The organism is Lonepinella sp. MS14435 (assembly GCF_042485795.1).
GTDB lineage: Bacteria > Pseudomonadota > Gammaproteobacteria > Enterobacterales > Pasteurellaceae > Lonepinella.
Genome location: NZ_CP169368.1, coordinates 1,576,748 through 1,592,281 on the forward strand (window position 1 = coordinate 1,576,748; position 15,534 = coordinate 1,592,281).

General features: G+C 39.2%; 12 protein-coding genes. 6 read left to right on the forward strand and 6 right to left on the reverse strand.

Features of this window, described 5'->3' with window-relative positions:
- The first annotated feature begins 128 nt into the window (after positions 1–128).
- The 5 genes from O1Q80_RS07515 to pgsA all read left to right on the forward strand — a co-directional run bounded on the left by O1Q80_RS07515 (position 129) and on the right by pgsA (position 5,815).
- The gene (locus O1Q80_RS07515; RefSeq protein ID WP_386694100.1) at positions 129–503 is read left to right on the forward strand and encodes a type II toxin-antitoxin system RelE/ParE family toxin; all 375 of its coding nucleotides are present in this window, start codon (positions 129–131) and stop codon (positions 501–503) included.
- Positions 503–811, forward strand: coding sequence for a helix-turn-helix domain-containing protein (locus O1Q80_RS07520; protein WP_386694103.1), 309 nt, complete (start codon positions 503–505; stop codon positions 809–811). The genes O1Q80_RS07515 and O1Q80_RS07520 overlap by 1 nt, the downstream gene beginning before the upstream one ends.
- Before the next feature lie 131 nt (positions 812–942).
- Positions 943–2,892, forward strand: coding sequence for a DNA topoisomerase IV subunit B (gene parE / locus O1Q80_RS07525; protein WP_386694106.1), 1,950 nt, complete (start codon positions 943–945; stop codon positions 2,890–2,892).
- A 12-nt stretch (positions 2,893–2,904) separates the two neighbouring features.
- Positions 2,905–5,154 (forward strand): DNA topoisomerase IV subunit A, encoded by a 2,250-nt coding sequence (parC, locus tag O1Q80_RS07530; RefSeq protein ID WP_386694109.1) that lies wholly within the window; start codon positions 2,905–2,907, stop codon positions 5,152–5,154.
- A gap of 100 nt (positions 5,155–5,254) precedes the next feature.
- On the forward strand, positions 5,255–5,815 hold the full coding sequence (gene pgsA / locus O1Q80_RS07535) for a CDP-diacylglycerol--glycerol-3-phosphate 3-phosphatidyltransferase (protein ID WP_386686494.1): 561 nt from the start codon (positions 5,255–5,257) through the stop codon (positions 5,813–5,815).
- A gap of 174 nt (positions 5,816–5,989) precedes the next feature.
- On the opposite strand, the gene pntB is transcribed toward pgsA, so the two are convergent.
- The 6 genes from pntB to topA form a co-directional block, all read right to left on the reverse strand.
- Positions 5,990–7,441: a Re/Si-specific NAD(P)(+) transhydrogenase subunit beta gene (gene pntB / locus O1Q80_RS07540; RefSeq protein WP_386686497.1), complete on the reverse strand. Its 1,452-nt coding sequence runs from the start codon at positions 7,439–7,441 to the stop codon at positions 5,990–5,992.
- 11 nt (positions 7,442–7,452) lie between these two features.
- Complete coding sequence (pntA, locus tag O1Q80_RS07545) at positions 7,453–8,982, reverse strand: Re/Si-specific NAD(P)(+) transhydrogenase subunit alpha (RefSeq protein ID WP_386694112.1); 1,530 nt, start codon at positions 8,980–8,982, stop codon at positions 7,453–7,455.
- Positions 8,983–9,216: 234 nt separating this feature from the next.
- Positions 9,217–10,728: an amidophosphoribosyltransferase gene (gene purF, locus O1Q80_RS07550; RefSeq protein WP_386686503.1), complete on the reverse strand. Its 1,512-nt coding sequence runs from the start codon at positions 10,726–10,728 to the stop codon at positions 9,217–9,219.
- Positions 10,729–10,741: 13 nt separating this feature from the next.
- Positions 10,742–11,245, reverse strand: coding sequence for a CvpA family protein (locus O1Q80_RS07555; RefSeq protein WP_386693002.1), 504 nt, complete (start codon positions 11,243–11,245; stop codon positions 10,742–10,744).
- Between the two features lie 78 nt (positions 11,246–11,323).
- Positions 11,324–11,764 (reverse strand): terminus macrodomain insulation protein YfbV, encoded by a 441-nt coding sequence (yfbV, locus tag O1Q80_RS07560; RefSeq protein WP_386686507.1) that lies wholly within the window; start codon positions 11,762–11,764, stop codon positions 11,324–11,326.
- 166 nt (positions 11,765–11,930) lie between these two features.
- Positions 11,931–14,537, reverse strand: coding sequence for a type I DNA topoisomerase (gene topA, locus O1Q80_RS07565; protein WP_386694114.1), 2,607 nt, complete (start codon positions 14,535–14,537; stop codon positions 11,931–11,933).
- Positions 14,538–14,636: 99 nt separating this feature from the next.
- Here topA and O1Q80_RS07570 point away from each other — a divergent pair, with 99 nt between their 5' ends.
- The gene (locus O1Q80_RS07570; RefSeq protein ID WP_386694117.1) at positions 14,637–15,533 is read left to right on the forward strand and encodes a LysR family transcriptional regulator; all 897 of its coding nucleotides are present in this window, start codon (positions 14,637–14,639) and stop codon (positions 15,531–15,533) included.
- Position 15,534 lies beyond the last annotated feature (1 nt).

A 15,534-nucleotide genomic window follows, 5' to 3' on the forward strand; every position in this document is an offset into this window, starting at 1 on the left:
TGTGATCATCATTCCAAAATCTGCGGTAAAAAATATTGGATTTTTTGAAATGGATATAGATTAATTTGCCCGAGCAAACAGCTTGTCTGTTGGGGAATGATAAATTATAATCTATGGAGAATTTATATATGACAAAAATGGAAAATTGGGACGTTATTGTACAAGATGACGTAAAAGATTGGTTGGCAACATTAGATCTAGATGATGCGAATAAAATATATTCTACAATAGGTATGTTAATGGAGCATGGACATCGTTTAGGTCGTCCTTATGTAGATACGTTACGGCAATCAAAATATCCCAATATGAAAGAATTACGCATACAATCTAAGCTATCAGTTTTTCGTTTATTTTTCATTTTTGATCCCTTAAGGCTAGCGATTATTCTTTGCGGAGGCGATAAAAAAGGCAAAAATGAGAAACTTTTTTATACCACCATGATAGCAAAAGCCGAACAACTTTATGAACTTTATTTAAGCAACTTACAATTGGAGAATAAATAATGGAAGGATTTACTCGCTTAGAAGACATATTAGCTGAAATGCCGATTGAACGCCAAGAAAAAATCAAACAAGAAACTGAACGAATGTTAATGGAGCTTAGACTGGCTGAAATTCGTGAAGAATTGGAACTCTCCCAGCAACAACTTGCCAAAGAACTCAACATTAGCCAACCGTCCGTAGTGGCGATGGAAAAACGGGGTAATGATATTCGCCTTTCGTCTGTGAAACGTTATGTGGAAGCAATGGGTGGAAAACTCAGCTTATCAGTAGCATTGCCTACGGGTAAAACTGTTTCTTTTGCGTTATAATACGCTACCCTGCACTAGCGTACAGGGTTACAAATAGTCTTGATGCTCTGCATCTGCTTATAATAAATGCGAAGCATCGTCAAGATGCTTAACCCCGTACGCCAGTGCGGGTCAATAATAAAGATAACAATATGACCGAAAAACAATACGATTCTATTAACATTCAAGTCCTTAAAGGGCTGGAGCCTGTACAGGTTCGCCCTGGTATGTACACCGATACCACTCGCCCTAACCATTTAGGGCAAGAAGTCATTGACAACAGTGTGGACGAAGCCCTAGCGGGTTATGCCAACAAAATTGAAGTGATTTTACACAAAGATCAATCCCTTGAAGTCACCGATAACGGTCGGGGTATGCCTGTGGATATGCACCCTACCGAAAAAATGTCAGGTGTCGAAGTCATTTTGACCAAATTACACGCTGGCGGTAAATTTTCCAATAAAAATTATGAATTCTCAGGCGGTTTGCACGGTGTTGGCATTTCTGTAGTGAATGCCCTTTCCGAACGAGTTGATGTCACCATTAAACGCAACGGCGAAGTACATCATATTGCATTTGAGAACGGCGAAAAAGTCAAAGAACTTGAAGTAGTTGGTAGTTGTGGTCGGCGAAATACAGGTACAACGGTACATTTTAAACCGAATCCCAAATATTTTGATAGTGATAAATTTTCCGTATCTCGCTTACGTCATTTATTACGAGCCAAAGCAGTACTTTGCTCAGGGCTTGAAATTAAATTTATCGATGAAGTCAATGGCACCGAAGATAGTTGGCTTTATCAAGATGGTTTATCTGATTATTTAAGCGAAGCCGTCAATGGTCTTACTACCCTGCCTGAAATGCCGTTTGTTGGTGAATTTAAAGGCAATTCCGAAGCGGTTTCTTGGGCATTATTATGGCTGCCCGAAGGTGGCGAATTACTGAGTGAAAGCTACGTGAATTTAATTCCTACTGTTCTAGGTGGCACCCATGTCAATGGCTTGCGTCAAGGCTTGCTTGATGCAATGCGTGAATTCTGTGAATTTCACAATCTATTACCACGTAATATCAAACTTACCGCTGATGATTTGTGGGATCGTTGTGCGTATGTACTGTCGCTTAAAATGCACGATCCTCAATTTTCAGGACAAACCAAAGAACGGCTTTCTTCTCGTCAAAGTGCGGTGTTTATCGGCGGTGTGGTGAAAGATGCCTTTAGCCTTTGGTTAAATAATAATGTTGAACAAGCCAAAGCCTTGGCGGAAATGGCAATTAGCTCGGCACAAAAACGATTAAATGCCGCTAAAAAAGTAGTACGTAAGAAACTTACTTCAGGACCTGCTCTGCCAGGAAAATTAGCAGATTGCTCACAACAGGACTTAGATCACACAGAACTTTTTTTAGTGGAGGGGGATTCTGCTGGCGGTTCAGCCAAACAAGCTCGTAATCGGGATTATCAAGCAATTTTGCCATTGCGAGGGAAAATTTTAAATACTTGGGAAGTGGCATCAGATCAGGTGTTAGGCTCAGAAGAAGTGCATAATATTGCGGTAGCACTAGGGATCGATCCTGATAGTGATGACTTAACTCAACTACGCTATGGCAAAGTGTGTATTTTGGCTGATGCGGATAGTGATGGTTTGCATATTGCTACACTACTCTGTGCTTTATTCTTACGTCATTTTCCAAAGCTAGTCGAAAAAGGTCATGTTTTCGTGGCAATGCCTCCGCTATATCGCATCGACTTAGGTAAAGAAGTTTATTATGCCCTTGATGAAAGCGAAAAAGACGGTATTTTGGATAGACTTAAAGGAAAACGAGGGCAATTAAATGTTCAGCGGTTCAAAGGGTTAGGGGAAATGAATCCAAGCCAATTACGAGAAACCACCATGGATCCGAATACTCGCCGCTTGGTACAGTTAACCTACCAAGATGAAAGCGAAAGTGCGGTGCAAAATTCTCAAGAAATTGTGAGTAAAACTAGCGAAATTTTACCCAATGATACGTTTGAATTAATGGATATGTTACTCAATAAAAAACGAGCAGATGATCGCAAAAACTGGTTACAAACCAAAGGCGATCAAGTAGATTTATCAGTTTAAGAAACAAGAAATATGAGCGAAATCAATTACGAGGGCATTGAACAAATGCCACTGCGGACTTTCACTGAAAGTGCCTATTTAAATTATTCCATGTATGTCATTATGGATCGTGCCTTACCTTTTATTGGGGACGGTCTAAAACCTGTACAACGCCGTATTATTTATTCCATGTCTGAACTCGGCTTAAACGCCAGTGCAAAATATAAAAAATCTGCTCGCACCGTGGGAGACGTGTTGGGTAAATTCCACCCACATGGCGACAGTGCCTGTTATGAAGCCATGGTATTAATGGCACAACCCTTTTCTTACCGCTATCCTTTAGTCGATGGGCAAGGAAACTGGGGGGCAGCTGATGATCCAAAATCCTTTGCCGCCATGCGTTATACGGAATCTCGTTTATCCAAAATCTCAGAAATGTTGCTCGGTGAATTAGGACAAGGTACGGTAGATTATCAACCGAATTTTGATGGCACCCTGCAAGAACCACAATATTTGCCTGCTCGCCTACCGCATATTTTACTAAACGGTACAACAGGGATCGCTGTCGGTATGGCAACGGATATTCCACCACATAATATCAATGAAATTGCCGATGCTTGTGTCATGTTATTAGATAATCCTAACGCAACACTAGATGATTTATTAAGCATTGTGCAAGGTCCAGACTTCCCGACCGAGGCAGAAATTATTACCCCAAAAGCAGATATTCGCAAGATTTATGAACAAGGGCGTGGTTCAATTAAAATGCGTGCAGCATGGACAAAAGAAGATGGTGAAATTATTATTACGGCTGTTCCACATCAATCCTCGCCCACTAAAATTCAGGCTCAAATTGCCGAACAAATGAATAGCAAAAAATTGCCTATGTTGGAAGATATGCGTGATGAAGCGGATCAAGATAATCCAGTGCGAATCGTATTAGTACCACGCTCTAATCGTGTTGATGTTGATGCGGTAATGGCTCATTTATTTGCGACCACTGATTTGGAGAGATCTTATCGAGTCAATATGAATATGATCGGGCTGGATCACAAACCCGCCGTGAAAGGCTTAGTCACAATATTGACTGAATGGTTACAATTCCGCCGTACTACGGTTACTCGCCGTTTGCATCATCGTTTGGATAAAATATTGGCTCGTTTACATATTTTAGAAGGCTTGATGATTGCTTACTTAAATATTGACGAAGTGATTGAAATTATCCGCCATGAAGATGAACCAAAAGCAGAATTAATGACTCGCTTTAATTTAACAGATGAACAAGCAGAAGCCATTTTAAATTTACGTTTACGCCATTTAGCCAAATTAGAAGAACAAGAATTGCAAGCGGAGCAAAATAAACTTGAAGAAGAACGTTCACAGTTAGAAACCTTACTTAGTTCCGAACGCCGTTTAAATAGCTTAATCAAAAAAGAAATTCAACAAGATGCAAAAACTTACGCCAGCTCACGCCGTTCTCCATTAATTGAACGAGCGGAAGCTAAAGCTATTTCAGAAACTGAAATGTTACCAGCCGAAGCAGTAACAGTGATTCTCTCTGAAATGGGCTGGGTCCGTTGTGCCAAAGGTCACGAGATTGATGTGACAGGGTTAAGCTATAAAGCAGGTGATAAATATCTTGACCATGCTCAAGGTAAGAGCAACCAACCAGCGGTATTTATTGATAGCACGGGACGCAGTTATGCACTTGATCCATTGAGTTTACCGTCCGCTCGCTCACAAGGTGAACCACTCACTGGTAAACTAGCGTTACCGACAGGGGCGAATGTAGTACAAGTGTTAATTGAAAATAATGATCAGGCTTTGTTAATGTCTTCCAGTGCTGGTTATGGTTTCATTTGTCAATTTGAAGACTTGGTGGCACGTAATAAAGCAGGCAAAGCTGTGATTAGCTTACCTGAAAATGCCAATGTGTTACCAACCAAAATTTTGCCAAAAAACACCGCACTTTTAGTCGCATTAACGCAAGCTGGACGAATGTTAATTTTCCCTGTCGCTGATTTACCACAATTAGCAAAAGGAAAAGGCAATAAAATTGTCACCATATCTTCAGCGGATCTAAAAGCAGGTAAAGACTGTCTAATAAAATTACTGTTAATTTCCGAACAAGCCAGCCTTGTATTCCATTCAGGTAAACGGAAAATCACCCTTAAACCAGAAGATTTACAAAAATTCCGTGCAGAACGCGGTCGAAAAGGTTCAAGTTTACCGCGAGGCTTACATAGTGGTGTGGAAATTGAAGTCATTGAACCCGTAGAATAATATAAAATCAAAAATAGGAGAAAATTTCTCCTATTTCTATTTTGAAAACAAGCGAATATGTTTTAAAATAACATATCACTCTATTTTACGTTTTCAACTTATGAAACTGAATTTTCCAACAATACTAACGATTTTCCGAGTCATATTGATTCCATTTTTTGTCATTGCGTTCTATTTACCCGCACACTGGACAAATATTGTTACCACTGCAATCTTTTTTATTGCCTCTATCACTGATTTATTTGACGGCTATTTAGCTCGAAAATGGAAACAAACAACTCGTTTCGGTGCATTCTTAGACCCTGTTGCAGATAAAGTAATTGTTTCTGCTGCTTTGATTTTGATTGTAGAATATTACCACGCATTCTGGATCACAATTCCTGCCATTGTCGTCATCTCAAGAGAAATCATTGTTTCCGCCTTACGCGAATGGATGGCTGAAGTCGGTAGCCGTGCCAAAGTAGCTGTTTCTTGGATTGGCAAAGTTAAAACTACCTCTCAAATGCTATCACTTGGTGGATTACTATGGCGTTATAACGAATTAATGGAATATGCTGCTATTGCTCTGCTTTATGTCGCTGCGATTTTGACTATTTGGTCAATGTTGCAATATTTAAATGCAGCTAAAGAGCCATTATTACGAAATCATAGTGATGAATAATTCCTCATCACTATATTAAACCATAGTCTTAATAGCAAATACGTCCAACAATAACGAGATAATGCCTATTTAAAAGGATATTTCCCACATATTCCATAATGAGAAATTTCCCAAAAAAATAACCGCACTTTAATCCTAAAATGCGGTTATATTGCAAATATTTTTACAGCAAAATTATAGAGCTTTCAAAATATCTTCCACACGTTCTTTCGCATCACCAAACAACATTTGGGTATTTTCTTTAAAGAACAATGGATTTTGTACGCCTGCGTAACCGACCGCCATAGAGCGTTTGAACACAATTACGTTTTGGGCTTTCCACACTTCTAACACTGGCATGCCTGCAATCGGGCTATTTGGATCGTCTAATGCAGCAGGGTTAACTGTATCATTTGCACCAATCACTAATACCACGTCTGTATCTGGGAAATCTTCGTTAATTTCGTCCATTTCCAATACTACATCATAAGGTACTTTGGCTTCCGCTAATAATACGTTCATGTGACCTGGTAAACGTCCTGCCACAGGGTGAATACCGAAACGTACGTTAATACCACGTTCACGTAATTTCGCCGTAATATCTGCCACTGGATATTGTGCTTGAGCGACTGCCATACCATACCCTGGGGTAATAATCACAGAACTCGCATTTTTCAATAATTCTGCCACTTCTTCTGCGGTCGTTTCACGATGCTCACCTTGTTCTTCATCAGAACTTGCCACTACGTCATTACCAAAACCACCTGCAATAACACTAATAAATGAGCGGTTCATGGCTTTACACATAATATAAGAAAGGATTGCACCAGACGAACCTACCAACGCACCAGTGACGATTAATAAGTCGTTGTTCAACATAAAGCCTGCTGCCGCTGCTGCCCAACCTGAATAAGAGTTCAACATTGACACCACCACTGGCATATCTGCACCACCGATAGATGCCACTAAATGCCAACCGAATGCAAGAGCAATCGCTGTCATTAATAACACTGGGAAAATGCTTTCAGGCGAATTTAAGAATGACACCATTAATAAGGCTGATACCACAAGAGCCGCTAAATTTAATTTATGACGATGTGGTAACATTAAGGCTTTAGAATTAATAATGCCACGTAATTTACCAAATGCCACAATAGAACCAGTGAATGTTACAGCACCAATAAAGATACCTAAAAAGACTTCCACATTATGAATATTAGCAAGGACTTCTTGTTCTGCTAAGAATGCTGCTTTTGCCGTTTCTAGGGCTTCTGGGCTGGTAAATGTCATGCCTTCTGGTGCCACAAATTCTGGCTGAATATGCAAACCAAAACTATTAAAGCCGACTAAAACTGCCGCTAAACCCACAAAACTATGCAGCATTGCGACTAATTCTGGCATTTCTGTCATTTCCACTTTTAATGCACGATGAATACCCAGAATTGCACCGATAATCATAGCAATAATGATCCAGAATTGACCTTCTGTAGCGGGTCCGAAAATCGTTGCCACTAAAGCAATCGTCATACCAACGATGCCGTACCAACACCCTGCTTTTGCTGTTTCATGTTTAGAAAGACCAGCCAAGCTCATAATGAAAAGTAATGCCGACACAATATATGCCGCTTGTACTAAACCTAATGACATTGTCGTACTCCTTAACCTTTTCTAAACATGGCAAGCATACGTTGGGTGACTTTGAATCCCCCGAAAATATTGATGCTTGCAACCAAAATGGCAATAAATGCTAATATGCTGACAAAGAAACTCCCTTGTGCAATCTGCAATACTGCCCCGACAATAATAATACCCGAAATCGCATTAGTCACCGCCATTAACGGGGTATGCAATGCGTGGCTGACGTTCCAAACTACATAATACCCAACTACACAGGCTAATACGAATACCGTGAAGTGCGATAAGAATGCGGTAGGTGTCACAGACGCTAACCATAAGAATAAGCAAACTACCGCCGCCATTACGCCGTATTTAACTCGTGGATCCGCTGGTTTCGCTTCTTTTTTCGCAACAGGGGCTGCCACTTGTTTTTGCGGTTGAGCAGACACTTGAATTGGTGGTGCTGGCCAAGTAATTTCGCCATCACGAATCACGGTCACACCACGCAATACTACATCTTCAAAATTAATATCAATTTGACCATCTTTATTTGGTGCTAATAATTTCAATAAATTAACTAAGTTAGTACCATAAAGTTGGGAGGATTGGGTTGGTAAACGAGCTGGGAAGTCGGTATAACCAATCACTTTCACTTGATTATCGGTGACAAAAATTTCACCTGCTTTGGTGTATTCGCAGTTACCGCCAGTCGCCGCGGCTAAATCCACGATCACCGAACCTGGTTTCATGGAATCGACCATTTGTTTAGTAATCAAACGTGGTGCTGGTTTGCCTGGAATAGCCGCTGTCGTAATAATAATATCGACTTCTTTGGCTTGAGCTGCATAAAGTTCCATCGCACGGCGGTTAAATTCTTCTGACATCACTTTCGCATAACCGTCACCAGAACCACCTTCTTCTTCAAAATCAATTTCTAAGAAGTCTGCACCCATTGATTTAACTTGCTCTTTTACTTCTGGACGACTATCAAAAGCACGTACAATCGCACCAAGACTATTGGCTGCACCGATAGCAGCAAGACCTGCAACACCTGCACCGATAACTAAGACTTTCGCTGGTGGTACTTTACCCGCAGCAGTAATTTGCCCAGTAAAGAAACTGCCAAAAGAATTCGCCGCTTCAATAACCGCACGATAACCAGAAATATTAGCCATAGATGATAACGCATCTAAAGCTTGAGCTCGTGAAATACGAGGTACAGAATCCATGGCTAATACATTAATTTTCTTTTCAGATAATTTTTGCATTAATTCAGGATTTTGGGCTGGCCAAATAAAACTTACTAAGGTTGCCCCTTGTTTAATTAAAGCAATTTCAGCATCAGTCGGAGCATTTACTTTAAAAATTAAATCCGCATTCCAAACATCTTGAGCAGATCCAACTTTTGCTCCAACATCTATAAAGGCTTGATCTTCAAAACTGGCTTTAAAACCTGCATCGTGTTCTACGATCACATCAAAGCCGAGTTTCTGAATTTGCTGAACCGTCTTTGGCGTTGCCGCCACACGACTTTCATTATCAAGCAGTTCTCTAGGTACACCAATCAACATAATGTTTCCTTCAAATCGGTTGATTACAAATAAAATGGATAATCAAGGATTATCCAACCCGTCAATATGACAAAAAGTCAAACTGCACTAACTCTACCCTAAATAAGGAAAAATTAAAAAGGATTTTTAGCGGTAAAAATCAATTAATTTAATAGATCTAAATTTTTGTCTAAAAAATACCGCACTTTGCATTATTTTTAACAAAGTGCGGTATTTTTTTCATTATTTTTTAGATTAGCGTTCGTTATGGATTTCTAAATTCGCCGCATCTTTCTCACGTTTTGTTTTCGCTTTATCATTGCGTTTTTCGGCAATCTTATCTAAATATTCAGGCGTAATATCACCTGTAATATATCTACCAGTAAAAACCGAGGCATCAAATTCTCGAATACTTGGATTTTCTTGCTGAACCGAAATTTGTAGTGCTTCAAGATCTTGGAAAATTAACCGATCAACCCCAATTAATGTTGCAATTTCATCGACATTACGCCCATACGCAATCAATTCATTCTTAGTTGGCATATCAATACCATAGACATTTGGATAACGAATTTCTGGTGCAGCGGAGGCAAAATAAATTTTATTAGCCCCAGCGGAACGAGCCATATCAACAATTTGTTCAGAAGTCGTGCCTCGCACAATAGAATCATCGACTAAAAGCACATTTTTACCTTTAAATTCTGCCGAAATCGTATTTAATTTACGGCGAACTGCACTGACTCGTTGGGTCTGCCCTGGCATAATAAAAGTACGCCCCACATAACGATTCTTAACAAAGCCTTGACGATAAGGCTTATTTAAAACATGAGCAATTCGCAAAGCAATATCATTAGAGGTTTCAGGTACAGGAATCACGACATCAATATCCACATCTTTCCATTCACGTGCTATTTTTTGCCCTAAACGCTCTCCCATGTGTACCCGTGCCGCATACACAGAAACCCCGTCAATGGTACTATCAGGACGAGCAAAATACACATATTCAAAAATACAAGGCGTGAGCTTGGTATGTTCCGCACAAATATCAGAATACAGTTCACCCTCAAAGGTCACATAAATTGCTTCACCTGGTTTAACATCACGTACAAACTCAAAACCTACCGTATCTAATGCCACGGTTTCGGAAGCAAACATATATTCCAATTTGCCATTTTCTTCACGTTTGCCTAGAACCAATGGACGAATCCCATTCGGATCACGAAATGCTACTAAACCATGCCCAATAATCATGGCGACACAAGCATAAGCCCCTCGAATATCTTTATTGGTTGCTCGAATGGCAGCAAACACATCTTGTGGTGCAAGGATTTCTTTATCAATTTGATCAATGTGGTAGGCAAGAATATTTAGTAGGGCTTCAGAATCAGAGTTGGTATTAACATGACGGCGAGCTAATTTATATAGTTTCTCTTTCAGTTCATCAGAATTTGTCAGATTACCATTATGGACTAAGGCTAAACCATAAGGAGAATTTACATAAAAGGGTTGAGCTTCAGATACATTGGAACTACCTGCGGTTGGGTAACGCACATGACCTATGCCTGAATTTCCCTGCAAACGTTGCATGTGTATTTGTTGAAATACATCACTCACTAAGCCATTCGCTTTACGCAGACGGAAACAGTTTTCATCATCGACAGTCACAATCCCTGTCGCATCTTGCCCTCGGTGCTGTAACACCATCAACGCATCATAAATTGACTGATTAACAAGACTGTGAGAAACAATACCGACTATACCACACATTGTTAGGATCCTTTTATTTAACTGAAGTTAAGGTTGAATTTAAAAAACTGGAATTTGCTTGTAATTGTTGGAAAAACCATTCCACCACAAAACCAAAGTGCGGTATTAATTGGGAAGATTTCCATGCTTCACTTTGATCAAAGTTGGTAAACGTATCCACAAAAAATAATAAAGCCGCAACAATTAACACACCCCGTAAAAAACCGAAACAAGCGCCCAACACTCTATCGGTGCCAGATAAGCCTGTTTTATCCACCAGCTGGGAAATGACATAATTTACAATGCCTCCGACAATTAACGTTAACACAAATAACACGCCAATAGCCACGCCATTACGGATATATTCAGATTCAATTTGGGTTAATAAATTGGCTAAATAAGGATAAAATTGACTAGCTACGATAAATGCAATAATCCAACTGGCTAAAGAAAGGACTTCTCGAACAAATCCACGCAATAAACTCACAATCACGGAAAATACAATAATACCAATAATAATATAATCAATAACCGACATAATCATCTCAAGAATAGGAAAAATAACGCTGTATATTCTACCGAAAAATCATCGAAAAGAAAACGATTGCTTTAATATTTAGAGATCTTGCCAGAACTCATCGGATAAATGTTGATTGGCTTTGTTTAATAAAAAGGCTAAATCTTGATAAGTAGGATTTTTCGGTAATGGTAAGGCTATCCCTTTTTTCTCAAGCTGTTCAGAAATTTGCTGAAATTTCACCGCGGTTTGCTTAGGCAATGTTGTTTGGGAACGTTTGCCTAGCCAATATAAACCTTGTAACGGTATGCAAAGGGCAAATAATGCCGTTAGCACGGCTGCCGCTAACCCAACGTGGCTATGTGGCACGAAAAATTGTTGCCAGACGATAGCGAACACAGCGATAAAAGGCATTAGGGTTTGGGCAAATTTAGTGGCTTTAATAATGCGGTTTTCGGGGAATATTTGGTTGAGTTTTGGGTGGAGAATCCAAGTTTTTTGGTAGGTTTGACCTTGTTGTAGTGTTTTGAATAATGTCATTTTTTTCTTTTTATTACAATCTTTTGTTGTTTTTAAATCGGGTTTCGCCGATGGCGACTTACTTTTTCTTTACTCGTGTAAAGAAAAAGTAAGCAAAAAGAAAACACGCCCCAACTTTGCCTTATTTCCTGAAAATATGGGGACCCCATTTTGTTAGAGTATTATTTTATTTTTTCCGCTCAACCCAATGCTTACCATCAAAATCAACAATCCATTTAGTCTGCTTCCCATTTACTTCCGATGTCACATATTGGCGTTTTTCCTTACGGCTAAACCGCACAATCGCATCATTGCCATCTGGATCTTTCGCTGGTGCATCTGCTAAATATTTCAACTTGTCGGGTAAACGATCACGATATAAGGCTAATTCGGCGACCTTTGGTGCTCTTGTTTCACGAGATTTCGGGAAATTATGTGCTGACATAAATACCCCACTTGCACCATCACGCAATACAAAATAAGCATCAGATTTTTCACATTTCAATTCAGGGAAATGAGTAGGTTCTTCTTTCGGTGGAGCCACATCGCCATTTTTTAGAATTTTTCGGGTGTTATCACATTGGGTACAAGCCATATATTTACCAAAACGACCTAATTTTAAGTGCATATCTGCACCACATTTGTCGCATTCAACTACTGGACCATCGTAGCCTTTGATTTTAAAACTACCCTGCTCAATAATATAACCATCACAATTTGGGTTGTTACCACAAATATGTAATTTACGCTGCGGATCAATTAAATAACTATCCATTGCGGAATCACATTTCGGACAACGTTTACGAGCAATCAAGGCTTTAGCTTCACTTTCGCTATCTAACACGTTTAATAATTCAGCTTCTGGAATTAAATTCACGGTGGTTTTACAACGTTCTTTTGGTGATAAAGCATAACCAGTGCAACCTAAAAATACCCCCGTACTTGCAGTACGAATTGCCATTTTACGCCCACAGGTTGGACAAACAATATCCGTTTCCACTAAGCTATTCGGTTTCATTCCTCCTTCAAGCTCATTTAATTCCGCCGTGCTTAATTGTTCAGAGAAATCTTTAAAGAATTGATTTAACTCTGTTTTCCAGTTTTTGCTACCACTCGCAATTTGGTCTAATACATCTTCCATATTTGCTGTGAAATCATAATTCATCAATTCACTGAAAGATTGATTTAAACGATCGGTAACAATCTCCCCCATTTTTTCGGCATAAAAACGGCGGTTTTCGGTACGAACATAGCCACGCTCTTGAATAGTAGAAATAATCGTGGCATAAGTGGAAGGACGACCAATACCTCGTTTTTCTAACTCTTTTACTAAAGACGCTTCCGTAAAACGAGCTGGTGGTTTAGTAAAATGCTGACTTGGTAACACCTCGTTTAATTTAAGCTTATCTTGCACATTCACCGCTGGTAATTCTTGATCCTCTGGTGATTTAGCTAATTGTGGTAAAACCTTTGTCCAACCATCAAAACGTAAAATTCGCCCTTTTGCCTTTAATTCATAATCCCCCGCCGTTACGGTTAATGTAGTGCTGTCATATTGAGCTTGTGGCATTTGACAAGCCACAAATTGTCGCCAAATTAAATCATATAAACGTTCAGCATCTTTTTCCATACCTGATAAATGAGTGGCTAATACATTTACATCAGAGGGGCGAATTGCTTCGTGTGCTTCTTGAGCATTATCTTTACTTGAATAGAAATTCGGCTTGCTTGGTAAATAATTTTCGCCAAACTGATTTTCAATATAATGACGCACCATATTTAACGCATCTTGGCTTAAATTCGTGCTATCAGTACGCATATAAGTAATGTAACCTGCTTCATACAAGCGTTGTGCCAACATCATGGTTTTTTTGACGCTAAAATTCAGTCTGGTACTGGCTGATTGTTGTAACGTGGAAGTAATAAATGGCGGTCGTGCTTTTGATGTAGTCGGTTTGGTTTCTAAATCAGATACAATAAATTCAGATTTTTGTAAAAAATCCACCGCACTTTGTGCTTGCTGCTCATTTTTCGGTTCAAATTTTTTACCTTTAAGTGCGGTGACATCTAAACGAATTTTTTGTTTTTTTGCCGTTTGTGTATCCACGGCAACTTGCCAAAATTCCTCAGGCAAAAATGCCTTAATCTCTCGTTCACGTTCTACTAATAATTTCACCGCGACTGATTGGACACGACCCGCAGACAAACCACGTGCTACTTTTTTCCAAAGCAATGGTGATACCATAAAACCCACCACACGATCTAAAAAGCGACGTGTTTGTTGAGCATTTACTCGGTCTAAATTTAAATGTTCTGGCTTCTCAAAGGCTTGTTTAATCGCATTCTTGGTAATCTCATTAAATACCACTCGACTAAAACGTTCATCATTCCCCCCAATAACTTCACGTAAATGCCACGCAATCGCCTCTCCCTCTCTATCTAAGTCGGTAGCGAGATAAATGTGATCCGCTTTTTTGGCGAGAGATTTTAATTCTGCTACCACTTTTTCCTTACCTGGTAAAATCTGATAATTCGCTTTCCAACCATGATAAGGGTCAATCCCCATACGTTTAACTAAAGCGGTTTGTTCTTTTTCAGCCTTAACACTCGCTTTTTCTTCAGCACTTAATCCTTTTGTCGAAATCGGTTTTGCTTTTTCGCCTGTACTCGTCCCTGCCATGGGCAAATCACGGATATGTCCAACACTGGATTTTACCACATAGTTACTACCCAAATATTTATTAATAGTTTTCGCTTTGGCTGGCGATTCCACAATAACTAACGATTTACTCATATTTAAATACCTAATTTTTTATATTTTGTGTAAAATCTTTTTTTATATTGCCTAAGGAATGGTTATTAGGTCAACAATTTTTTTTCAAAAGGATGTTAAATGGATAAACTAAATGCAATTTCCGTCTTTTGTAAGGTGATTGAAACCCAAAGTTTTACTCAAACTGCACAACTGGAAAATATTTCCGTTGCCATGGCAAGTAAATTAGTGGCTCAACTTGAAGAACACTTACAAACGAGATTATTACACCGCACTACTCGAAAAATCTCTCCCACTGAAGCTGGGTTAGTCTATTACCAACATTGTCAGCCTATATTGGCTGAATTAAATGAAGCTGATGCCAGTATTAGTGATTTATCTTCTTCACTACAAGGAAATTTGTTAGTTTCCGTGCCAATGGATTTTGGTTTACGTTTTATCAGCCCTAATTTAGCCGAATTTGCTAAAGCTAATCCCAACTTGCATATTGAAATAGATTTTAGCGATCGCCGTGTTGATTTAATGTCCGAGGGCTATGATGTTGCTTTACGCATCGGTAACTTACAAGACAGTTCTTTAGTTGCGAAAAAACTTGCCACCACCACAATGCACTTTGTTGCATCACCAGATTATATTGCAAAACATGGCAAACCCAAAACCCCAACAGATCTGCAACATCATGATTGTTTATTATATAAAGCCTCTGGTAATCAAATTTACTGGGAATTCACTCATTGTGACGGTAAGATTCAGCGGATTAAAATGCACTCAAAACTGGTTTCTAATAACGGTTTAACCTTAGTTGAAATGGCAAAGGCTGGAGTAGGCATTATTAATCAACCCTATTTTCTGATTGAACAAGACTTAACCTCAGGAAAATTAGTGGAATTGCTAACCGATTACAAACAACAAACGATAGATTTACATGCGATCTATCCACACCGCCGCTATTTAAGTGCTAAGGTGAAGGCTTTTATTAATTTTTTACAAAGTTTAGATTTAGGTAAACACCGCTAAA